At 75.1% G+C, this 20,171-nt stretch carries 20 protein-coding genes; 12 read left to right on the top strand and 8 right to left on the bottom strand.

All coding sequences use genetic code 11. The features are described 5' to 3' along the window. Positions 1-49: 49 nt before the first annotated feature. Together MRBLMG1_RS12920 and MRBLMG1_RS12925 are read left to right on the top strand one after the other, a co-directional pair. Positions 50-958 (top strand): ABC transporter ATP-binding protein, encoded by a 909-nt coding sequence (locus MRBLMG1_RS12920; RefSeq protein ID WP_367823798.1) that lies wholly within the window; start codon positions 50-52, stop codon positions 956-958. Further along, a complete protein-coding gene (locus MRBLMG1_RS12925; protein ID WP_367823800.1) occupies positions 955-1,797 on the top strand; it encodes an ABC transporter permease in 843 nt (280 codons plus the stop codon). Before MRBLMG1_RS12920 ends, MRBLMG1_RS12925 begins: the two co-directional genes overlap by 4 nt. A 4-nt stretch (positions 1,798-1,801) precedes the next feature. Here the strand turns inward: MRBLMG1_RS12925 and MRBLMG1_RS12930 are convergent, their stop codons facing one another. Beyond that, a complete protein-coding gene (locus tag MRBLMG1_RS12930; RefSeq protein ID WP_367823802.1) occupies positions 1,802-2,659 on the bottom strand; it encodes a YhjD/YihY/BrkB family envelope integrity protein in 858 nt (285 codons plus the stop codon). A gap of 324 nt (positions 2,660-2,983) precedes the next feature. Continuing rightward, positions 2,984-3,463 carry a winged helix-turn-helix transcriptional regulator gene (locus MRBLMG1_RS12935; RefSeq protein ID WP_367823804.1) on the bottom strand — a complete coding sequence of 160 codons (480 nt, stop codon included), beginning with the start codon at positions 3,461-3,463 and terminating at the stop codon, positions 2,984-2,986. Between the two features lie 98 nt (positions 3,464-3,561). Here MRBLMG1_RS12935 and MRBLMG1_RS12940 point away from each other — a divergent pair, with 98 nt between their 5' ends. Continuing rightward, entirely contained in the window at positions 3,562-4,053 is a 492-nt protein-coding gene (locus tag MRBLMG1_RS12940) for a PaaI family thioesterase (RefSeq protein WP_367823806.1), read from the top strand. A 43-nt stretch (positions 4,054-4,096) separates the two neighbouring features. Here MRBLMG1_RS12940 and MRBLMG1_RS12945 read toward each other — a convergent pair whose 3' ends face one another. Together MRBLMG1_RS12945 and MRBLMG1_RS12950 are read right to left on the bottom strand one after the other, a co-directional pair. Next, positions 4,097-4,462, bottom strand: a complete 366-nt coding sequence (locus tag MRBLMG1_RS12945) for a luciferase family protein (protein WP_367823808.1) — start codon at positions 4,460-4,462, stop codon at positions 4,097-4,099. Positions 4,463-4,598: 136 nt separating this feature from the next. Further along, positions 4,599-5,840, bottom strand: coding sequence for a PP2C family protein-serine/threonine phosphatase (locus MRBLMG1_RS12950; protein ID WP_367823810.1), 1,242 nt, complete (start codon positions 5,838-5,840; stop codon positions 4,599-4,601). Positions 5,841-6,022: 182 nt separating this feature from the next. Between MRBLMG1_RS12950 and MRBLMG1_RS12955 the strand changes: the two genes are divergently transcribed. The 3 genes from MRBLMG1_RS12955 (at position 6,023) to MRBLMG1_RS12965 (ending at position 8,967) form a co-directional block, all read left to right on the top strand. Further along, the gene (locus tag MRBLMG1_RS12955) at positions 6,023-6,904 is read left to right on the top strand and encodes an AAA family ATPase (RefSeq protein WP_367823812.1); all 882 of its coding nucleotides are present in this window, start codon (positions 6,023-6,025) and stop codon (positions 6,902-6,904) included. After that, on the top strand, positions 6,901-8,289 hold the full coding sequence (locus tag MRBLMG1_RS12960; RefSeq protein WP_367823814.1) for a VWA domain-containing protein: 1,389 nt from the start codon (positions 6,901-6,903) through the stop codon (positions 8,287-8,289). The genes MRBLMG1_RS12955 and MRBLMG1_RS12960 overlap by 4 nt, the downstream gene beginning before the upstream one ends. A 93-nt stretch (positions 8,290-8,382) precedes the next feature. Then, complete coding sequence (locus tag MRBLMG1_RS12965) at positions 8,383-8,967, top strand: nucleosidase (RefSeq protein ID WP_367823816.1); 585 nt, start codon at positions 8,383-8,385, stop codon at positions 8,965-8,967. A 99-nt stretch (positions 8,968-9,066) separates the two neighbouring features. Here the strand turns inward: MRBLMG1_RS12965 and MRBLMG1_RS12970 are convergent, their stop codons facing one another. Beyond that, the gene (locus tag MRBLMG1_RS12970) at positions 9,067-10,248 is read right to left on the bottom strand and encodes an alpha/beta hydrolase family protein (RefSeq protein WP_367823818.1); all 1,182 of its coding nucleotides are present in this window, start codon (positions 10,246-10,248) and stop codon (positions 9,067-9,069) included. A gap of 433 nt (positions 10,249-10,681) precedes the next feature. Here MRBLMG1_RS12970 and MRBLMG1_RS12975 point away from each other — a divergent pair, with 433 nt between their 5' ends. From MRBLMG1_RS12975 to MRBLMG1_RS12985, 3 genes are all read left to right on the top strand, one after another. Further along, positions 10,682-10,804, top strand: coding sequence for a hypothetical protein (locus tag MRBLMG1_RS12975; RefSeq protein WP_367823820.1), 123 nt, complete (start codon positions 10,682-10,684; stop codon positions 10,802-10,804). Between the two features lie 114 nt (positions 10,805-10,918). Continuing rightward, positions 10,919-12,040, top strand: coding sequence for an LLM class flavin-dependent oxidoreductase (locus MRBLMG1_RS12980; RefSeq protein ID WP_367823822.1), 1,122 nt, complete (start codon positions 10,919-10,921; stop codon positions 12,038-12,040). Beyond that, positions 12,037-13,404 (top strand): NtaA/DmoA family FMN-dependent monooxygenase, encoded by a 1,368-nt coding sequence (locus MRBLMG1_RS12985; RefSeq protein ID WP_367823823.1) that lies wholly within the window; start codon positions 12,037-12,039, stop codon positions 13,402-13,404. Before MRBLMG1_RS12980 ends, MRBLMG1_RS12985 begins: the two co-directional genes overlap by 4 nt. Before the next feature lie 262 nt (positions 13,405-13,666). Here MRBLMG1_RS12985 and MRBLMG1_RS12990 read toward each other — a convergent pair whose 3' ends face one another. The 3 genes from MRBLMG1_RS12990 to MRBLMG1_RS13000 are packed head-to-tail and all read right to left on the bottom strand — an operon-like array spanning position 13,667 to position 16,873. Next, positions 13,667-14,773 carry a PP2C family protein-serine/threonine phosphatase gene (locus MRBLMG1_RS12990; protein WP_367823825.1) on the bottom strand — a complete coding sequence of 369 codons (1,107 nt, stop codon included), beginning with the start codon at positions 14,771-14,773 and terminating at the stop codon, positions 13,667-13,669. 1 nt (position 14,774) lies between these two features. Continuing rightward, a complete protein-coding gene (locus tag MRBLMG1_RS12995) occupies positions 14,775-16,259 on the bottom strand; it encodes an MFS transporter (protein ID WP_367823827.1) in 1,485 nt (494 codons plus the stop codon). Next, positions 16,256-16,873, bottom strand: coding sequence for a TetR/AcrR family transcriptional regulator (locus tag MRBLMG1_RS13000; RefSeq protein WP_367823829.1), 618 nt, complete (start codon positions 16,871-16,873; stop codon positions 16,256-16,258). The genes MRBLMG1_RS12995 and MRBLMG1_RS13000 overlap by 4 nt, the downstream gene beginning before the upstream one ends. Positions 16,874-17,170: 297 nt before the next feature. On the opposite strand from MRBLMG1_RS13000, the gene MRBLMG1_RS13005 reads away from it, so the two are divergent. From MRBLMG1_RS13005 to MRBLMG1_RS13015, 3 genes are all read left to right on the top strand, one after another. Then, the gene (locus tag MRBLMG1_RS13005; protein WP_367823831.1) at positions 17,171-17,755 is read left to right on the top strand and encodes a TMEM165/GDT1 family protein; all 585 of its coding nucleotides are present in this window, start codon (positions 17,171-17,173) and stop codon (positions 17,753-17,755) included. Positions 17,756-17,861: 106 nt separating this feature from the next. Further along, positions 17,862-18,479 (top strand): TetR family transcriptional regulator, encoded by a 618-nt coding sequence (locus tag MRBLMG1_RS13010; protein WP_367823833.1) that lies wholly within the window; start codon positions 17,862-17,864, stop codon positions 18,477-18,479. After that, positions 18,463-20,118 carry an acyl-CoA dehydrogenase family protein gene (locus MRBLMG1_RS13015; protein ID WP_367823835.1) on the top strand — a complete coding sequence of 552 codons (1,656 nt, stop codon included), beginning with the start codon at positions 18,463-18,465 and terminating at the stop codon, positions 20,116-20,118. The genes MRBLMG1_RS13010 and MRBLMG1_RS13015 overlap by 17 nt, the downstream gene beginning before the upstream one ends. Positions 20,119-20,171 lie beyond the last annotated feature (53 nt).

Raw genomic sequence — 20,171 nt, forward strand, 5'->3', positions numbered from 1 at the left:
GGTGCTGGTCCGATGCCCGGCGCGGGGCCCGGACGGCACGGTGGTGCCCATGATCGAAGTCAGGGAACTCACCAAGCGCTACGGCGCCACGACCGCCGTCGACGCGCTCACCTTCACCGTGCGGCCGGGCCGGGTCACCGGATTCCTCGGCCCCAACGGCTCCGGCAAGAGCACCACTCTGCGGATGGTCCTGGGCCTGCACACGCCGACGAGCGGTTCGGTGACGGTCGACGGCCGGCCGTTCAGGGACCGGCCGCGCGGCCTGCGGCACGTCGGCGCGCTCCTCGACGCCGGCGACGCGCACGGGGGCCGCACCGCACGGGCGCACCTGGCGGTCCTGGCGCGCGGCAACCGTGTCCCGCTCACCCGGGTCGACGAGGTCCTGGAGGAGGTCGGGTTGGCGGGGGCGGCCAAGCGCCGGATCGCCGGGTACTCGCTGGGCATGCGGCAGCGGCTCGGCATCGCCGGCGCGCTGCTCGGCGACCCGCCGGTGCTGCTGTTCGACGAGCCGCTGAACGGCCTCGACCCGGAGGGCGTGAAGTGGGTGCGGGGCCTGTTCAAGCGGCTGGCCGCGGAGGGCCGCACGGTCTTCGTGTCGAGTCATCTGATGACGGAGATGGAGCACACGGCGGACGAGCTGGTGGTCATCGGCCGGGGCGCGCTGATCGCGGCGGAGAGCCTGGCGGAGTTCGCCTCGCGGGGCAGGCGCCTGAGCGTGACGGTCGGCTCGCCGGACCGGGCCGCACTGGCGGCGATGCTGCTCGGGGAAGGGGCGGAGGTCGAGGACGAGGCCGGACTCCTGACGGTGACCGGGCTCTCGGCGGCCCGCATCGGCGAACTGGCCCTGGAGCACCGGTTGCCGCTCGATCAGCTCACCACCCGTACGGCCTCCCTGGAGGAGGCGTTCATGGAACTGACCGCCGACAGCGTCGAGTACCTGGCGGGAGACGCCCGATGACGACCCTCGATCCTGCCGTGGCCCCCGCGGTGGAGCCCCGCGCCCGTTTCCGTGACCTGGTGGCGTCGGAGTGGCTGAAGCTGTGGTCGCTGCGGTCGACGGGCTGGTCCCTGCTGCTCGGCACCCTCGCCGTGGTCGCCTTCAACCTCGGCACCGCCTGGGACCACTACCGCTACTGGCTCCAGTACGACGAGGCGAGCCGGGCCGAGTTCATTGCGAACGACATGGCGTTGTGGGACGCCTTCTCGTACAACGCGGCGCTGGTCCTGGTCCTCGGGTCGGCCGCCATGGGTGCGGTCGCGGTGGTCGGCGAGTACGGCAGCGGGATGATCCGTACGACGTTCACGGCGGTGCCGGCCCGGGGCTCGGTCATGGCGGCGAAGGCGCTGGTCGTGACGGCGACTCAGACCGGCTTCGGGGCGGTGGTGGCGGGCGCTTCGTTCTGGTCGACGCAGGCCGTGCTGTCGACCCGGGACATCGGGCTGCCGATCACCCACCCGGGAGCGGCGCGCATCGTCGCGGCCTCGGCCCTCCTCGCCCCGGTGTGCGCGGTGGCCGGGATGGCACTCGGCGCGCTGTTGCGCAAGAGCGCGCTCTCGATCGTCGCCGCGGTGGTCCTGCTCCTGCTGCTGCCGGCGGTGCTCTCCGACCGGCGCCACCTGACCGCGGTGCTCGCGCACGCGACGCCGCTGCACGCCTGGCAGCGGCTCGCGGACGCGGGGCCCGCCGCCGAGCAGCTGTTCCCGTGGTCGGCGGGCGGAGCGTGGCTGGTGTACGCGCTGTGGGCGCTGGGCGGGGCCGCGGTGACGGTCCTCGCCGTGCGGAGCCGGGACCAGTAGCGGGTCACAGGGGGCGTCGGAGCCGGCGGCGGACGAGGGATTCGTGGACGAGGCGCCCGACGAGGGCGCCTCCGTACACGACGAAGCCGACGCCGACGAGCCAGGACTGGAGGACGAGGACGGTGCCGAACTGTCCGTACGTCACCGCGTTCGACGCGATGAGCGGGGAGAAGACGAGCTGCGAGAAGACCCGCAGCCCGAGGAGGCCGAGGGCGGTGAGGGCGGCTCCGGGCGCGAGGGCGCGCCAGCGGATGCGGCCGCAGAGCAGGAACCGCTGGGACCACCAGAAGAAGACGAAGGTGCCGACCAGGTCGCCGAGGGCGACGACGGTGGTGACGCCGGCGGGGGCGTTCTCGGGCGCGGGGAAGGCGACGAAGAGGAGCAGCGACGCGACGAGGACGGCGAGCCAGACGACGTGGCGCCACATGGTGTGCCAGCGGGCCGTGGGGAGGTCCCAGGCCCGCTCGTACCCGGTCTGCACGGCGGATCCGAAGGTGACGCCGAAGGCGGCGAGGGCGGCGAGGCCGAAGGCGGTGGTGCGTTGGAGGGCTTGGCCCGGCTGGCCGAAGAGCCGCTCGACCTCCTCCTGTGAGACCTCGGAGACGCCGAGGCCCTGGACCAGCCAACGGGCGAAGCCCTGGCCGCTGGCGAGGTCGGCGGCGGCCACGACGATCAGGAGGGGCACGAGGGTGAGCAGGCTGAGCGCCGCGAAGCCCATGGCGCGGTGCATGAGCTCCATGGCGCGGCCGCGGTTCCAGGCGAGCCCGACGGGCGAGGCCGAGACGCGTGCGTGGAGCCGCTGGAACCAGTGGCCGTTCTCGGTGGGGGCACCGTCGTGCGGCGGACCGGGAAGGGAGGGCATGCCTCGTCAGGTACCCGGACAGGCGGGCGGGCCATCGCGGGGTGCCGCCGAACGGGTGGTGGGGGTGGGCGGGGTGCCGGGGGGCCGGGGGGCGGGTGGCGGTCGGCAGCGGCGGTCTGGCGGCGGGAGCCGGGTGGTGGCAGTCAGCAGCGGCCGATGCCGATGGTCGGCGGCGGCCGGTCGCGGTGAGCGGCGGCCGGGTAGCGGGTGCCGGGCGGTGGCGGCGGTCGGGCCGCGTTAGCCGGGTGGTGGCGGTCGGTCCGCGGGGACCCGGGTGGCGGGAACCCGGTCGCGGTTCGAGAGGCCTCGCGCGACTTCGGGGCGTCAGCCGGTGCGGCGGGGGCGGGCGGCCGGGCCCGGGCGGACGGTGACGTCGCGGGGCGCGAGGACGGCCCGCTCGTCGCCCTCGCACTGGACGACGACACGGACCGGGGAGCCGCAGCCGCCGCCGTGCCGGATGTCGAGGACGGGGCCGTCGGGCTCGGCGGCGTGGGTGTCGCCCCACTGCTTGAGGGCGAGGAGCACGGGCCAGAGGTCGACGCCCTTGCGGGTGAGCCGGTACTCGTGGCGGGTGCGGGCGCCGGGTTCGCGGTAGGGCTCACTGCGCAGGACGCCGGCGGCGACGAGCTTGCGGAGGCGGTCGGCGAGGACCGCCTCGGACAGGCCGAGGTGCTGGCGGAACTCGTCGTAGCGACGGACGCCGTTGAACGCCTCGCGCAGGATCAGCAGGCTCCACTTCTCGCCCACGACGTCCAGGGTGCGGCGGACCGGGCAGTTCTCCGTATCCGTCTCCAGCCAGTTCATCCGCCCACTGTAGCCACCTGGCTCTGCCGTTGACAGTCAGCGGACGGCACGGCTAGCTTCGCTGTAGAAAGTCAGCCAGTGAGCGGAGTGGAGTGGTGATGGGGCGGTCACGGACGGTCGAGTGGGAGGACGCCGGGGCCACCGCGCGCGCCGCGATGTCGATGGCGGGCATCGACTTCCTGCGGGAGATGATCGCGGGCCGCCTGCCAGGACCGCCGATCGCCGCCCTCCTCGGCTTCACCCTGGAGGAGGTCGAGCCGGGCCGCGCGGTGTTCGCGCTCGAACCGGGCGAGGAGCACTACAACCCGATCGGCAGCGTGCACGGCGGCGTGTACGCGACGCTGCTCGACTCGGCCGCCGGCTGCGCGGTGCACACCACGCTCCCGCAGGGCATGGCGTACACCTCGCTCGACCTCGCGACCCGCTTCCTCCGCCCGATCACGATGGACACGGGCAAGATCCGGGCCGTCGGCACGGTGATCTCCCAGGGACGCCGCACGGCGCTCGCGGAAGCGGGCCTGTACGACGCCGAGGACCGGCTCCTCGGTCACGCGACGAGCACGTGCATGCTCTTCCCGATCCCGACGTAGGAGCTCGAACCGGTTGCCGTCGGGCCCGGGGCGGCCCGACGGGTCAGCGGGTGCCGAGGACCGGGAGGGTGCGGGTGCAGCCGTCCGGGGCGACGTCGGGGATGCCGTTGGCCTGGAGGGCGGCGCTGACCAGGGTGGCGAGCAGGTCGATGTCCGACCCCATGTCCAGACGGACCGTCACCCAGCCCGATCCGGCGCGCAGGCGCACCGCGCTCGACCCGAGGAGGGCCGGGCGCAGTTTGGCGATCATGGCGCGGGTGAGATGGACGTCGGCCTCGTGCTCACCGTGGAAGTGGACGATCTCCTGCGTCGCGGTGCCCAGTCCGACCTCGGCGCCGCAATGGGCGCGGCCGGGGGTCAGCGAGGGCCAGCTCATCAGACGTTCACTGGCATGCCTGGCCGTGTTCATACGAGGAGCGTGCACGGCCCCGGAGCCGTGCACAAGCGTCCTGCGGGAAGAATCCCGCCCAAGCGTGAAACAGGTCCCCGACGAAGGTGGTGTGACCGTGCGTCACCGCGATTCGTGGGGAGGGGATGACCCTGTGTCACGAAGTGGGGTGTGCGCGGACGCGGGCCGCGAGAACGGCGACGTCGTCCTCCGCCCCGTGCGCGCCGAGGCCGCGGAGGACCTCGTCGACGACCTCCCGGGGGCCGGATCCGGCGGGGAGCCGGAGGGCGGCGAGACGGGCGAGGGAGACGTCGATGTCCTCACCGCGGCGCTCGACGAGGCCGTCGGTGAAGATCAGCAGGGTCTCGGCCGGGGTGAGCGAGCACGTCGTGGGTTCGTAGCCGCCGACGCCGGTGCCGAGCGGCGGGCCCACCGGGAGGTCGACGAGCCGGGCGGAGCCGTCCGCGGCGAAGACGACGGGCGGCAGGTGTCCCGCGCTGGCGAAGGTCGCGCTGCCGCGGGCCGGGTCCACCCGGACGAGCAGGCACGTGGCGGGTCGCCGGCCTTCGTCCTCGGCGACCACGGAGTCGAGGTGCCGCAGTACCCGGTGCGGCGGCAGGTCCGTCGCGGCGACCTCGCGGAGCGCCGTGCGGTAGGCGTTCATGTCCACGGCCGCCGCCAGTCCGTGCCCCATCACGTCGCCCACGACGAGGAGGGTCCTGCCGAAGTGGAGGCGTACGGTCTCGAACCAGTCGCCGCCCACCAGGGTCCGGGCCCCGGCGGGCAGGTAGCCGCCCGCGATCTCCAGGTTCGGGTGCGGACTGCCCGGCTCGGCGACGAGCGCGCGCTGCAGGTGCAGGGCGGTGTCCTCGGTCGCGGCGAGCCGGCGGGCGTGGCCGAGGTGCCGGGCCGCGAGCCGGGCGACGTGGCGGAGCAGCGCCGCCTCGTCCGCGGAGAACGCGCCGGGGCCGGCACGGGTGGCGGTGACCGTCCCGAGCGGCTCCTCGTCGTGGACGGCGAGCGGTACGGAAAGGCTGTGGCCGGGTGTTCCGGTGGCCTCGGTGGCTCCGGCATCGTCGGCTGCGGCGGCGGCGCCCGCGGTCGCCCCGCCCGCGGATGTCGCGCCCGGTGGCGTGACGGCACCCGCCGCGACGGTGCCTCCCATGACGGCGCCCGCCGGGAAGTCGGCCCCGCCCGGGGCCGCGTCGCCCGGCCGCGGTGTTCCCGCCGCCGGTTCGGCGAGGACGTCGACCGTGGCGGAGGCGCCGGCGAGGTGGCGGGCGAGGAAGGACGCGAGCTCGCGGCAGGTGGTCGTCTCGTCGAGCGTCGTACCGATCTCGCCGATCGCCTGTTCGAGAGCCCGCACCCTGGTCACGAGGGCTTCGTCCCGTTCCGCCACGACACCTCCACCGCCCGCGCGGTCCCCCGGGCGGCGCACCCGGTCTCCCCATTGCACCAGCGGGTCGCGCCCCGCGCCTGGCGCGGAGCCGGTGCGGGACGGTTGTGCGGCGGTGCTCGATCTGATCAAGTACGACTGATGCTACTGGCCGGTATGCCATTCCGCTCCCCGGGGGGACAGCCATGACCACCGCCACGACGACCGGATTCTTCACCTCCGTCGACGACGTCTCCGATCGGCTCGCCACCACCGGCTATCTCGCGTCGCCGGCCGTCGCCACCACCGTGTTCCTCGCCGACCGGCTCGGCAAGCCGCTGCTCGTGGAGGGCCCGGCCGGGGTCGGCAAGACGGAACTCGCCAAGGCGGTAACGGCGGTGACGGGGGCGCGCCTCGTGCGGCTGCAGTGCTACGAGGGCGTCGACGAGTCCCGCGCCCTCTACGAGTGGAACCACGCCAAGCAGCTGCTGCGGATCACGGCGGGGCGGGGCGAGTCCTGGGACGAGACGCGGACGGACATCTTCGGCGAGGAGTTCCTGCTCCCCCGGCCGCTGCTCACCGCGATCCGGTCCGAGGAGCCGACGGTGCTCCTGATCGACGAGACCGACAAGGCCGACGTCGAGGTGGAGGGCCTGCTCCTGGAAGTGCTCGGCGACTTCCAGGTGACCGTCCCGGAGCTCGGCACCATCACGGCGACGCGGCGGCCGTTCACCGTCCTCACCTCGAACGCGAGCCGCGAGCTGTCCGAGGCGCTCCGGCGGCGCTGTCTCTTCCTCCACATCGGCTTCCCCGAGGAGGAGCTGGAGCGCCGGATCGTCGCCCTCAAGGTGCCGGGCCTCGATTCCGCGCTCGCCACGTCCGTCGTACGGGTCGTGGGGGCGCTGCGGGCGATGGACCTGCGGAAGGTGCCGTCGGTGTCGGAGACGATCGACTGGGCCCGCACGCTGCTCGCGCTCGGCGCGGACCGGCTGGACGAGCGGGTCGTCCGGGAGACCCTGGGCGTCCTCCTGAAGCACCAGGAGGACATCGTGAAGGCGGCGGCCAAGCTCGACCTGGGCGCGGTGTGAGCACGGCGGCCTCGGCCGGAGGGACGGCGGAACGCCTCACCGGTCTCGTGGCGGCGCTGCGCGCGCACGGGTTCGGGATCGGGACGGGCGAGACGGTCGACGCGGGGCACGCGCTCGCGGCGGTCGGCTTCACGGACCGGGAGCGGGTCCGTGAGGCGCTGGCGGCGACGCTGCTCCACGGCGTGCTCCAGCGCGCGGTGTTCGACCGGGTCTTCGACCTGTACTTCCCGCTCGGTGGCGGTGCCCCCGGGGCGCCGGAGGCGTACGGGGACTCCCCGGCGGATCTCGCGGCGCTGCGGGACCGGCTCGCCGAGGCCCTGGCCGCCGACGACGGCGCCGCCCTCGACCGGCTCGCGGCCGAGGCGGTGGGTGGTTTCGGGGGGTTCGGTTCCGGGCCCGAGTCGGACGGCTGGTCCTCGTACCAGACGCTGTCCCGGCTGCGTCCCGAGACGCTGCTCGCCGGGGTGCGCGACCGGGTGCGGGCGGCGGGGGCGGCGGACCCCGGGTTCGCCGACCGGTTGCTCGAGGACGAGATCCGGCGGCGGATCGAGGCCTTCCGGGAGCGGGTGCGGACCGAGGCGCGGCGGCGGGTCGCGGAGCGGCAGGGCCGCGACCGGGTCGCGCGGCGGGCGGTCGCGGGCACGGCGGACCGCGTGGACTTCCTGCTGGCCGGGCGGGAGCAGCTGGACGAGCTGCGGCGGACGGTACGGCCGCTCGCGCGGAAGCTGGCCACCCGGCTCGCGGCCCGGCGGCGGCGCGCGGCGCGGGGTGAGATCGATCTGCGGCGGACGTTGCGCGGCTCGCTGTCGACGGGTGGCGTGCCGGTGCGGCCCGTGCTGCGGCGGCGCCGACCCCGGCGGCCCGAGCTGGTCCTGCTGTGCGACGTATCGGGGTCGGTGGCGGGCTTCGCCCAGTTCACGATGCTTCTGGTGCAGGCGTTGCACGACCAGTTCAGCCGGGTGCGGGTCTTCGCCTTCGTCAACCGGGTGGACGAGGTGACGGATCTGATCGCCCGGGGCGCGGCCGACCCCGCCGCACTCGGCGACCGGATCCTCGCCGAGGCGCGGTTGACCGGCTGGCACGGCCAGAGCGACTACGGCACGTCGCTCGGCGAGTTCGCCGAGCGGTACGCGGAGGCCGTCGGCCCCCGCACGGTGGTCTTCGTCCTCGGCGACGCCCGCACCAACGGCGCCGATCCCAACCTGGCGGCGCTCCGGAGCGTCGCCGACCGTGCCCGCCGGGTCCACTGGCTCAACCCCGAGCAGCCGTCGCTGTGGGGCACGGGCGACTCGGTGGCCCCGGCCTACGCCGGTCTCGTCGAGATGCGCCCGTGCCGCAACGTCCACCAGCTTGGCTCCCTGATCAGCCGCCTGCTGCCGGTCTGACGGGGTACGCGCGCGTGGCGGCGGGGCCGCGCGCCGCACCCCCGCCTCTGCCCGGTTGTACGAATGCCGGACAGGCGAACTAGCGTGGCCTCCATGGAACTTTTGGGAGAGATCACGGCCGACCGTCCCCTGCTCGTCGTCGCGGTCAAGGAGGAGGCGCAGTTCCTCGACACGGACCTGCCCGTCCTGCTGACCGGCATGGGCAAGGTGAACGCGGCGACCGCGCTCGCGACCGCGCTGGGCCGCGGGCCGCGGCCCTCCGGGATCGTGAACCTGGGGACGGCCGGGGCGCTGCGATCCGGCTGGATCGGGACGCACGTCGTCGGCACCGTGGTGCAGCACGACCTCGACGGTGAGCTGCTCGCCACCCTGACCGGCGAGACCTACGGGGCGCCCCTCACGCTGCCGGACGGCGGCGACGTGGTGCTCGCCACCGGCGACGCGTTCATCGCCGACGAGGCCGCCCGCGTCCGGCTCGCGGAGCGGGCGGCGCTGGTCGACATGGAGGGGTACGCGCTCGCCACGGCCGCCGCGCTCGCCGGCGTGCCGCTGCGCATCGTGAAGCACGTCAGCGACGAGGCCGGTGACGGCGCCGCCCGCAGCTGGCGCGAGTCGGTCGCCGAGTGCGCGCGGGCGCTGGCGGACTGGGCGGAGGCGAACACCCCGTACCGCTCCTGAGTCGGCGGGCGAGCCGCGCCTGCCGCCCCCGGGTCCCGTGGACGTCCCCGGTGTCGCTCCCGCGCGCCGGGGACGTCCCGTGTCGCCTCCCCCGCCGGTTCAGGGGCGCTGGAAGTGGACCTCCGGGTTCTCCGGCGACGGGCCGTCGAGGACGGGGCGCGGGAGTCCGCGCAGGTGCCGGTCGAAGAAGGCGGCCACGTACGTCCGGGTGACGGCGACGGCCCGGTCGGTGGGCAGCGGGGACTGGGGCAGGCCGAAGTGACGTGCGATCACGGGCCCGTCGGAGAAGGTGAAGTGCTCTGATCCGGCCACCGTGATCCAGCGCTTCCACCCGTCGAGCGCCGTCCACGTACGGTCCCAGGTGGTGTCGGTCCCTCCGGGCAGGTGCATGCCGTCGTGGGTGCCGAGCATCATGAACGGCCGGCCCCGCAGACCCTCCGCCGGAAGGTCCTCCCAGAACGCGCCGTCCATGTTCACACCGGCGTCGACGCGCGGATCGGCGACCATCGCGGTGGCCGCGCTCGCCCCGCCGATGGAGTGGCCGGCCATCCCGACCCGGCTCGCGTCGATGACGTCGGCGTACCGCCAGGCCGGCCGCGGCCCGGTGAGCCTGTCCAGGACGTACCGCATGTCGGCGGCGCGGGTCGCGGTCACGACACCTGCGTGCACCCCGCCCCCGTCGAGGGCCGTGCAGGCGACGCAGGTGAGGGTCCGGCCGCCCGGGAGGCTGATCCCGTACGACTCGTAGGCGTGGTCGACGGAGGCGACGACGTAGCCGCGGGAGGCGAGGTCCTCGGCGAGGTGGGTGAGCGTCCAGCGCGAGACCCCGAAGCCCGGCGAGAGCAGGACCAGGGGGCGCCGGCCGGCGGCCGGGCGGACGTCGGTCCTGCTGTGGGTGCGCGTCCTGGCCAGCAGGTCGCCGGAGACGCCCGGCCCGAGCTGCGCGGCGAGCAGCCGCGCCTCCTCCCGGGTCGCGTACGGGGCCGGCTTCCCGCCGCCGGAGCGCGCGGCCGGGTAGTGGAGCGTGACCATGAGGGCCCGCCCGTCGGCGGTGGGCACCCAGGGGTCGGTGCGGGACCGGTCGACCAGCGGCAGGACCGAACTGCCGACGGCGTACGGACCGGAGGGCACCGGGAGGGCCGCGGCCCGGACCGGCTGCGTGGCTACTGATGAGGCCGTGGTGTCGGGGCCGGCGGCCGCGGTGGCCACTCCGGCGGGTAAGGCGAGGGCGCAGGCGAGGACGGCGGCCGCGGCCGCCCGGGTGATGCGGATTCGGGTCATGCGGGCACGGTAGGCGGGGCGGACGGGCCGGCGCGTCCGCCCACGGGTGCACGTCGGATCAGACCGGAGTCTGAGTCGAGATCCGGCCCCGAAGGTCACCGGGCGTCCGCCGAAGCCTCCCCCGGCGCCGGAGTCCAGGGAGGTCAGCCGACTCCCGGGCCCCCGCCTCGGAGACCGCAGAGGCCCGCTGACTCCCAGGCCCCCCGGCCCCGGAGTCCACCGGGCGTCCGCAACGGCCCTCCCCCGTCTCAGAGTCCACCGGGCGCCCCCCATCTACTCTCCCCCGGCCCGGTCCTGACGTCCCGATGTGCGCCCCGGCCCGGAGACGGGACCCGGACCGCCGGGCGGACCTTGACAGTTCGGAAGGCGGCCTGCCTATGGTGAGGCGACCCCGTTCGCGCCCGGACGGGTCCATCACCGGGGGGAGGCGCACGTGGTCGCAGTGATCACCGCGTCGCCGCACGCCCCCGCCCGGGGCGGTGCCCGGCTGGTCTGCCGCCGGCACGTCGACTTCTGCCGTACCGCCTCGGCCATCTGTCCTTCCTCCCGCGCCTGACCCCGCTCCGCGTGGGTCCGCGCGTCCCGTGACGTCCCGTCCGCCCGACCTCCGGCAGCCGTGCCCCGCGCCGCTGCCGCGCCGTCGCGCGCCCCTGACTTCCGGAGGACTCCCATGCCCCGCCCTGCCCTGCGCCTGGCCGTCGAGATCGACGGCGAAGGTGCCCATCCCTCCGCGTGGCGCCGTGCCGCGCACGCTCCCGGCGATCTGCTGAGCCCTCGGCGGCTCGCCCGGGTCGCGGCCGTCGCCGAGAACGCCGGGTTCACCCTGGTCACGCTCGACGACTCGATCCTGCCGCCGGATTCCGGCGACGGCACCGGCCCCGTGGGCCGGATCGGCGCCGTGGAACGGGCCGCGTTCGTGGCCGCGTCGACGAGCGTCCTCGGCGTGGCGCCGGTGCTGGCGACGACGTACGCGGAGCCGTTCCACGTCTCCTCGCAGCTGGCCTCGCTCGACCACGTCTCGGCCGGCCGGGCCGGGTGGGTCGTGGGAGTCGAGGAGGATCCCCGGGCGGCCCGCGCCTGGGGCCGGCCCGAGGTCGACGGCGCCGATGCCCTGGCACGCGAGGCCCACGACGGTCTGCGGGTCGTGCGGGACCTGTGGGACTCGTGGGAGGACGACGCGGTGATCCGGTCCGTGGCCACGAGCCGCTATCTCGACCGCTCCCGGCTCCACGCCATCGACTTCGCGGGCGAGACGTACTCCGTGAAGGGCCCGTCGATCGTGCCGCGGCCGCCGCAGGGACGTCCCGTGGTCCTGGCCCGCCGGGGCGTGGTCCCGGCCGGGCTGACCGACGTGGCCCTGGTCGGCGGAACCACCGCGGCCGAGGTGGGCGCGGCCGCGGGCGCCGCCGGCGCGCCGCTCGCCTTCGCGGAGATCGAGGTGGCCCTGGACACTCCGCGCGAGACGGCGGGGGAACGGATCGCCGACCTGGAGCGGTCCGCCCCGTGGGGCGCGCACCCGGACCGGTTGCGGTACGCAGGACCGGCCGCCGGTCTGGTGGCGCTCCTCGCGGAGCTCGCCGCCCACGTCGACGGCGTACGGCTCCATCCGCTCGTCCTCGACGAGGACCTGGCGGTGCTCTCCCGGCTGGTCCTGCCCGAGCTGTTCGTCCGGCGGATCGCCGCCAGGCCGCTGCCGGGCACGACCCTGCGCGCCTCCCTGGGCCTCCCCCGGCCCCTCAGCCGCTTCACGACCGACGGCGCCGCCGCGCTCGTCCCGGAGGAGACCCGATGACCCGCGCCGACCGCGAAGACGTCCCCCGCCCCGACGCCCGGCTGCACTTCGGGGTGTTCTTCCAGGGGGTCAACCACTGGACGATCTGGTCGGACCCCTCCAGCGGATCCCAGATCGACCCGGCCTCCTTCCTCCGCGTGGCGCGGACCGCCGAACGCGGCCTCTTCGACGCCTTCTTCCTCGGGGACGGTCTGCGGCTCCGCGAGTCCGGCGGCGGCGGCATCCACGAACTCGACGTGGCGGGCCGCCCCGACTCGATCACCCAACTGGCGGCGCTCGCCGCCGCGACCGAGCGAATCGGGCTCGTCTCCACGTCGAACACCACGTTCAACGAGCCGGGCGACCTCGCCCGCCGGCTCGCCGGGCTCGATCTGCTCTCCGGCGGCCGGGCCGGCTGGAACGTGGTGACCACGCACAACGCCTGGACGGGGGAGAACTTCCGGCGCGGCGGCTTCCTCGACCACGCCGACCGCTACCGGCGCGCCGAGGACTTCCTGACCGTCGCGCGCGCCGTCTGGAACGGCTGGGCCGACGGTGCCGTGGCGGAGTCCGCCGACGCGCGTTCCTGGTCGGTGCCGGGCGCGGTGGAAGGCGTACGGTCGCGGGGAGCGCACTTCGACGTCGACCTCGCGCCGACCCTGCCGCGCAGCGCCCAGGGCCATCCGGTGATCTTCCAGGCGGGCGACTCCGGGGAGGGCCGGGACTTCGCGGCGCGCCACGCGGACGTGATCTTCTCGGCGCACGGGACGGACTTCGACGACGCCCTGGCCTTCGCCGACGACGTCCGCGGGCGGCTGCGGGCCGCGGGCCGTCCCGAGGACGCGCTGCGCATCCTGCCGGGTACGGAGATCGTCATCGGGGCGACCGAGAAGGAGGCGGAGGAGAAGGCCCGCTGGGTGCGGCTGGAACAGGTCACGCCCGCGGTGGCCCTCGGCATCGCGAGCCGGCTGTGGGGCTTCGACCTGTCGGGCCGGGACGCCGACGGGCCGCTGCCCGCCGAGGATCCTGTGGCCGCCCGGGACACCGGGAAGTTCGGCACCCGATGGGTGGAGGACCCCCGGGCGGAAGTGGCGGAATGGCGCGCGAAGGCCGGGGCCAACGGCTGGTCGCTGCGCGAGACCGTGATCGAGCTCGGTCCGCAGCGCGGGCACGTCGGCACCCCGGCCGGACTCGCGGAGAAGTTCGCCCGCTTCGCCCGGCACGGCGCCGTCGACGGCTTCAACATCTCGCCGTACCTGGTGCCGGACGGGCTCGACGACATCGTCGACCTCCTCGTGCCCGAGCTCCAGGAGCGGGGCGTGTACCGGACCGCGTACACGGGGACGACGCTCCGGGAGCACCTGGGGCTCGCGCCGGTGGCGTGACGCGCCGGTGGGGCGCCCACCCGGCCGGTGCGCGCCCCACCTTCCGTACGGCCTCCCGGGGTCAGCCCAGCGCACAGATCCCGGAAGCGGACGCGAGCGACACAAGCCGCCCCTGAGCCGATGTTTGGGGACTCCTGGGACAGGGGCAGCCGGACTCCGGGGACGGGTCGGAGAGCAGCCGGACTCCGGCGACGGGCCGGAGGGCAGCCGGACTCCGGGGACGGGTCGGGGACGGTCGGATTCCAGGGATGGGGCCGGGCGGTCAGCCGGGCTGCGGCGCGCGGGCGACGAGCAGGGCGGCCACGTCGTCGTCGAGGCCGTCGGCGCCGTAGGCGGCGAGATCCCGGTGCAGGAGTCCGGGCACGTCACCGGCGGGTTCCCGCACCCAGCCGCGCATGCGCGTCTCCAGCGGGTAGAAGGTGCCGGCCCGGTCACGGGTCTCGCTGACGCCGTCGGTGTAGAGCAGCAGCCGGTCCCCGGGGCCGAAGGGGACCTCCTCGATCCGGTGGTGGTTCTCGGCGAGTCCCGCGAGGTTGACCGGCAGCGAGGGGTCCGCGAAGGCGACCGGCGCGACCTCGTTCCCGTGCTGGAGCAGCGGGGCGGGGTGGCCGCAGCTGAGGAGCCGGGCGACGTCGCGGTCGTCGGGGAGTTCCACCAGGACGACGGTGGCGAAGCGTTCGGCGGCGTCGGAGTCGGGGTCCCAGCCGCCGTAGCGGGTGAGGCCGTCGTCGAGCCGGTCGGCGAGGGTGGCCAGGTCCGGGGCGTCGTTGACGGTGGCGCGGAAGGCGCCGAGCAGGACGGAGGCGGTCTCCACGGCGCCGAGACCCTTGCCCTGGACGTCCCCCAGCATGAGCCGCACGGCGCCCGGAACCCGTACGGCCTCGTAGAAGTCGCCGCCGATCCTGGCCTTGGCCGCGGCCGCGAGGTACAGCAGGCGCAGGTCGAAGCGCCCGAGGCGGTCCGGGAGCGGGCGCAGGACGACCCGCTGCACGACCTCCGCCACGGCGGTGACCTCGCGCAGATCCCGTTCGTAGCGCATCCGGACGCGGCTGACCCAGGCCGAGGCGGCGGTGACGGCGCCGAGGACGACCTCGCTGGCGAGCAGTTCGGACGCGGCCTCGTCCCGGCCGAAGGTGAGCAGCACGCGCACCGCCATGGTGAGCAGCCCGATGCCGATCGTCCCGCGCACGCTCCAGGTGACGGCGGCGAGCGCGGGCGCGGCGACCAGAAGCCGTTCGAAGCGCTCCTTGTCGGGGGTGAGGACGTCGGCGAGGGCCGTCAGACCCAGGACCAGGAAGGGGAGGGCGCGACCGAGGTTGAACTGGGTGCGCGCCGCGCCGGGAGGACGCCGGTGACCAGCAGCGGGCATCTCATGATCGTACGCAGGTCGGCTGTCCCGACCCGGGTGGCGTCGGCCCCCGGCGTGTCCCTTGATCCTCCCCGGGTCCCCTTCCCGGACGCCGCCGAAGGGGACGGTTCGTGGTTCCCGGCAGGGCGAGGGCGGCGAGGAGCGCGAGGGCGGCGACGGCGGCCAGGGCGGGCAGGGCGATCCCCCGGTCTGGGACGAATCCTCCCTGCGGGACGAGCGCGAGGAGGAGGGTCGCGAGGGCGACGCCGAACGCCGGGCCGATGTTCATCGCGGTCTGCTGGAGGCCGCCGGCGACTCCGGCGTGGGCCTCGGGCGCACGGTGTACGACGACGGAGGTCGCGGTGATCATCAGCGTGACGAACCCGGCGCCCAGGAGGGCGGAGGCGCCCCCGACGGCGGCGGCGCCGGACGTCGCGTCGAGCCGGGCGAGCAGCAGCACCCCGAGCGTGAGCAGCGCCGCACCGGCGGTCGCGGTGCGCCGGGGGCCGAAGCGGCGCTGGAGCGGTGGGCAGAGCGGGGCGCCGAGCACCATGAGGGCGGCGAGGGGCAGTACCCGCAGCGCGCAGTCGAGGGGGTCGAGCCGCTGGACGTCCTGGAGGAAGTACGTCGCCACGAAGAGTGAGCCGAAGAGGGCCGCCGAGGCGGCGAGGAGCGCGGCGAGACCGGCGACGACGGGCACGCTCCCGAGGAGTTCGGGGGCGAGCAGGGGTCGTGCGGTCCGCCGTTCGTGCCGTGCGAAGGCGATCCCTGCGGCCGCGCTCGCCAGGCACGCGATCAGGGCGGTTCCCGTCCCGGCGGGTCGCGCCGCGTCGACGAGCCCGTGGACGAGCAGGCCGAGGGAGGCGGCGAGGAGCAGGGCGCCCAGGGGGTCGAGCGAGGCGAGGCCGTCAGGTGTGGGCGCGGCCGGGCGTTCCGGCCGGTCCGGGGCCGGGCGCGGGTCCCCGGTGGTCAGGGCGACGAGGCCGATGGCGAGGGTCGGGGGCACGCCGAGGAGGAAGACGGAGCGCCAGCCGTACGCGGAGACCAGGGCGCCGCCGACGAGGGGACCGGCCGCCGCGGCGAGGCCGATGACGGCGGTGCGCACCGCGATCGGGGTGGGGAGCCGCTCGGGTGGGTAGGCCGTGCGCAGCATGCCGAGGGTGGCGGGTTGGAGGAACGCGCCGCACACGCCCTGGAGCACGCGCAGCAGGATCACCGCGCGGACTCCGGGCGCGAGGGCGATGCCGGTGGACGCGGCGGCGAAGCCGAGCGCGCCGACGGCGAAGACCCGGCGGTGGCCGTACCGGTCGCCGAGTCGGCCCGCGAAGACCAGCAGGCTCGCGACGGCCACGAGGTAGCCGGTGCTGGTCCACTGGACCTGGCCGACCTCGGCGTGCAGATCACGCTGGAGTGCCGGCTGGGCGACCGTCAGGACGGTCCCGTCGAGGGCGACGACGGCCGCACCGATGACGCTGCAGGCGAGGACGGGGGTGCGGGGCCGGGTCACGACGTCGGCTCCGCGGGGCCGAGGTGGGCGTCGAGGGCGGCCGCGAGGAAGGGCGCCGGGTCGTCGCCGCCGGTGGCGAGGGGGAGGCTGCCCCAGTGCCAGAGCTGGGCGATGCCGTGCAGGTTGGCCCAGAGCGCGCCGGCGACGACGGCGGCGTCCGCGTCGGGCCGGACGCGGGCGACGAGCCCGGTGAGGTGGGCGAAGAGCGGCAGGCTCGTCTCCCGCAGGCCCAGCCGGCCGCTCTCCAGGAGGTCGTGCCGGAACATCAGCTCGTACATGCCGCGCCGGGTCGCGGCGTAGTCCAGGTACACGCGGGCGAGCAGGGCGATCCGTTCGCGTGGCCCGGCGGTCTCCCGGTCCTCGGCGGTGACGCGGTCGGCGAGTTCGGCGAAGCCCTGGCGGGCGATGGCCGACAGGAGGTCGAGGTGGGTCGGGAAGTGGCGGCGGGGTGCCCCGTGGGAGACGCCGGCCCGGCGGGCGATCTCGCGCAGTGAGAGGGCCTGGGCCCCTTCGCCGTTCACCAGCTCGACGCCCGCCCGGACGAGCCGCCCGCGCAGCCCGGCCTCGGGGTCGGCCGTCCCGGGGTCGTCGTGTGTCCCTGCTTCGTCATCCATGGGGACTGTCTACCAAGATCGAGTAGACACTGTCTACTCGACCGCGCGCTCCCGTCCGTTACACTTGGTGCAGCGAAGGGGAGTAGCCCTGCGAACCGGTCGTCGACACACTGGAACCCCCGGGTTCCCGGTGACCGGGTCCGCGCACGACGCGGACGGGCGAGACCTTCGGCCAGGCAACAGCCGCGTCCGCGTTCCCGTGGGCGCGGTCCGTCATGCCGGGCCGAGTGGTCCTCCCGTCGCCCTCCGAGGCGCCGTACGAAGTCCATGGGCCCGGACCGAGCAGAGAGCCCCGGTATGCACCTCGACCCCTTGGCGATCCTCACCGCCTTCGGGCTGATCTTCCTCGCCGAGCTTCCCGACAAGACGATGTTCGCGTCGCTCGCCATGGGCACGCGCATGCGTCCGCTGCACGTGTGGATCGGCACCTCCACCGCCTTCCTGGCGCACGTCGCCATCGCCGTGGGGGCCGGCAGCCTGCTCGGGCTGCTCCCCGGCTGGTCCGTGAAGCTGGTCTCGGCCCTGATGTTCGGCTTCGGCGCCTTCATGCTGCTGCGCGGCGGGGGCGACGACGACGAGGCCGACGCGGGCGGCCGCGCGGTCACCGGCTTCTGGCCCGTCTTCTCGACCGCCTTCATGGCCGTCTTCATCAGCGAGTGGGGCGACCTGACGCAGATCACCACCGCCAACCTCGCGGCCACCAACGGCACCTGGTCGACGGCGATCGGCTCGCTCGCCGCCCTGATGAGCGTCTCCGCCCTCGCCCTGGTGGCGGGCCGCTTCATCGCCAAGTGTGTACCGCTCAAGACCGTGCAGCGCGTCGGCGGCGTCATCATGGCCGGCCTCGCGATCTGGTCCCTGACGGAGGTCTTCACCGGCTGACGCCCCGTCCGCCGTACGTCCGCCCCGCACCGGCGCCTCTCCCCCACGGAGGGGCGCCGTCGCGCGACTCCTTGATGAAGCAGTGAATCGCTGCTTCACTTCTTCCATGCCCTACCGACGCACCCCCGCCGTCCAAGCCCGGCTCGACGCCCAGCGCGTCGCGGTCGTCGACGCGGCGCTCGGGCTGCTTGCCGAGCAGGGCTACGCGGGCTGCACGATGGCGGCCGTCGCGGCCCGAGCCGGAATCGCCACGGGCAGCGTGTACCGGCACTTCCCGAGCAAGGCCGAGCTCGCCGTCGAGCTCTTCCGCACCGTGGTGCGCCGGGAGGTCGCGGCCGTCTCCGAGGCCGCCGGGCACCCCGCGCACACGTCGGCGGCCGAGCGGGTGGTCGCCGTCATCGAGACCTTCGCCCAGCGCGCCCTGAAGTCGCCGCGCCTCGCCTACGCGCTGCTCGCCGAACCGGTCGACCCGGCCGTCGACGCCGAACGGCTCGTCTTCCGGCGCGCCTTCCGCGACGTGTTCGCCGCCCACGTCGCGGACGGCGTGCGCACCGGGGAGCTGCCGCCCCAGGACCCGGCCCTGACGGCCTCCGCGCTGGTGGGGGCGGGCGCCGAGGCGCTCGTCGGACCGCTGGCGGAGGGGTCCGTCGGGCCCGACACCGTACCCGCACTCGTCACCTTCACCCTGCGAGCTCTGGGAGTTCCCGATGCCGACCACGCATGAGGTCACCAACCAGGTACCACCGCTGACCGGTTACGACGTCTCCGCCGACCCCGCGCTCATGGAAGCGCTGCGCCGGGAGGGCGCCGGCTGGGCCGAGGCGGAGGTCCGCGACCTCGGACGGCGGGCCGGCGGCGAGGAGGCCCAGGAGTGGGGGCGGCTCGCCGAGCGCCACTCCCCCGTCCTGCACACCCACGACCGGTACGGGCACCGGATCGACGAGGTCGAGTTCCATCCGCACTGGCACGACCTGATGGACACGGCTGTCCGGCACGGTCTGCACGGCGCGCCCTGGCGCGACGCACGGCCGGGCGCGCACGTGGCGCGCGCGGCGAAGGTGTTCGTGTGGGGGCAGGCCGACGCGGGCCACCTGTGCCCGGTCTCCATGACGTACGCCGCCGTGCCCGCCCTGCGCGCCCAGCCGGAGCTCGCCGAGGTGTACGAGCCGCTGCTCACCTCCTCCACGTACGACTTCGGGCTACGGGTGCCGACGGAGAAGCGCGGGATCATCGCCGGGATGTCGATGACGGAGAAGCAGGGCGGCTCGGACGTCCGGGCGAACACCACCCGGGCGGTGCCGGCGGGCGAGCCCGGCCTGTACGCGCTGACCGGGCACAAGTGGTTCACCTCGGCACCGATGTCGGACGTCTTCCTCACCCTGGCGCAGGCACCCGGCGGCCTGTCCTGCTTCCTGGTGCCGCGCGTGCTGCCCGACGGCAGCCGCAACGCGATCCGCCTCCAGCGCCTCAAGGACAAGCTCGGCAACCGGTCGAACGCCTCCTCCGAGATCGAGTACGAGGGCGCCCTCGGCCGACTGGTCGGCGAGGAGGGGCGCGGCGTCGCCACCATCATCCGGATGGTGAACATGACGCGGCTCGACTGCGCGATCAGCTCCGCGTCGGGGATGCGCCTCGGACTCGTCCAGGCGGTGCACCACGCCACGCACCGCGAGGCGTTCGGGGCGCGGCTCGTCGACCAGCCGCTGATGCGGAACGTCCTGGCCGACCTCGCGGTCGAGGCCGAGGCGGCGACCGTCGCGGCACTGCGGCTGGCCGGGGCGGTCGACCGGGCGGCACGCGGCGACGCGGAGGAGGAGCAGCTGCGGCGGCTCGGCCTCGCCGTCACCAAGTACTGGGTGTGCAAGCGGGCGCCCGCGCACGCGGCCGAGGCCCTCGAATGCCTGGGCGGCAACGGCTACGTCGAGGACTCCGGACTTCCGAGGCTCTACCGCGAGTCTCCGCTGCCCTCGATCTGGGAGGGCTCGGGGAACGTCGCCGCCCTGGACGTGCTGCGGGCCATGGCCCGTCAGCCGCAGGCCGTCGAGGCGTACTTCGCCGAGGTCGACCGCGGCGCGGGCGCCGACCGGCGCCTGGACGCGGCGGTCGCCGGCCTGCGCAAGCACCTCGCGGGCCTGGACGACGAGGCCTCGGTGGCCTACGGGGCGCGCCGGCTCGTCGAGCGCCTCGCCCTCGTCCTCCAGGGCTCCCTGCTCGTCCGGCACGGCGCCCCGGCCGTCGCCGACGCCTTCTGCGCCTCACGGCTGGACGGCGACCGCGGCCTGGCCTTCGGCACCCTGCCGGCGGGCGTCGACACGGCGGCGATCATCGCCCGGAGCGGCCCGGACGCCGTGACCGCGGGCTGACGGCCCGCGGAGCACGGGCGCCGCCAGGCCTCCGGCGCGGTCCCGTCGCCCGC

The organism is Streptomyces sp. LMG1-1-1.1 (genome assembly GCF_040815545.1).
GTDB lineage: Bacteria > Actinomycetota > Actinomycetes > Streptomycetales > Streptomycetaceae > Streptomyces.

Coding starts and splice junctions, on each gene's coding strand:
- MRBLMG1_RS12925 (WP_367823800.1), top strand. CDS start 955: ATGACGACCCTCGATCCTGCCGTGGCCCCCGCGGTGGAGCCCCGCGCC.
- MRBLMG1_RS12990 (WP_367823825.1), bottom strand. CDS start 14,773: ATGCCCGCTGCTGGTCACCGGCGTCCTCCCGGCGCGGCGCGCACCCAG.
- MRBLMG1_RS12935 (WP_367823804.1), bottom strand. CDS start 3,463: ATGAACTGGCTGGAGACGGATACGGAGAACTGCCCGGTCCGCCGCACC.
- MRBLMG1_RS12955 (WP_367823812.1), top strand. CDS start 6,023: ATGACCACCGCCACGACGACCGGATTCTTCACCTCCGTCGACGACGTC.
- MRBLMG1_RS12930 (WP_367823802.1), bottom strand. CDS start 2,659: ATGCCCTCCCTTCCCGGTCCGCCGCACGACGGTGCCCCCACCGAGAAC.
- MRBLMG1_RS12985 (WP_367823823.1), top strand. CDS start 12,037: ATGACCCGCGCCGACCGCGAAGACGTCCCCCGCCCCGACGCCCGGCTG.
- MRBLMG1_RS13015 (WP_367823835.1), top strand. CDS start 18,463: ATGCCGACCACGCATGAGGTCACCAACCAGGTACCACCGCTGACCGGT.
- MRBLMG1_RS13010 (WP_367823833.1), top strand. CDS start 17,862: ATGCCCTACCGACGCACCCCCGCCGTCCAAGCCCGGCTCGACGCCCAG.
- MRBLMG1_RS12940 (WP_367823806.1), top strand. CDS start 3,562: ATGGGGCGGTCACGGACGGTCGAGTGGGAGGACGCCGGGGCCACCGCG.
- MRBLMG1_RS12920 (WP_367823798.1), top strand. CDS start 50: ATGATCGAAGTCAGGGAACTCACCAAGCGCTACGGCGCCACGACCGCC.
- MRBLMG1_RS13005 (WP_367823831.1), top strand. CDS start 17,171: ATGCACCTCGACCCCTTGGCGATCCTCACCGCCTTCGGGCTGATCTTC.
- MRBLMG1_RS12945 (WP_367823808.1), bottom strand. CDS start 4,462: ATGAACACGGCCAGGCATGCCAGTGAACGTCTGATGAGCTGGCCCTCG.
- MRBLMG1_RS13000 (WP_367823829.1), bottom strand. CDS start 16,873: ATGGATGACGAAGCAGGGACACACGACGACCCCGGGACGGCCGACCCC.
- MRBLMG1_RS12965 (WP_367823816.1), top strand. CDS start 8,383: ATGGAACTTTTGGGAGAGATCACGGCCGACCGTCCCCTGCTCGTCGTC.
- MRBLMG1_RS12980 (WP_367823822.1), top strand. CDS start 10,919: ATGCCCCGCCCTGCCCTGCGCCTGGCCGTCGAGATCGACGGCGAAGGT.
- MRBLMG1_RS12970 (WP_367823818.1), bottom strand. CDS start 10,248: ATGACCCGAATCCGCATCACCCGGGCGGCCGCGGCCGCCGTCCTCGCC.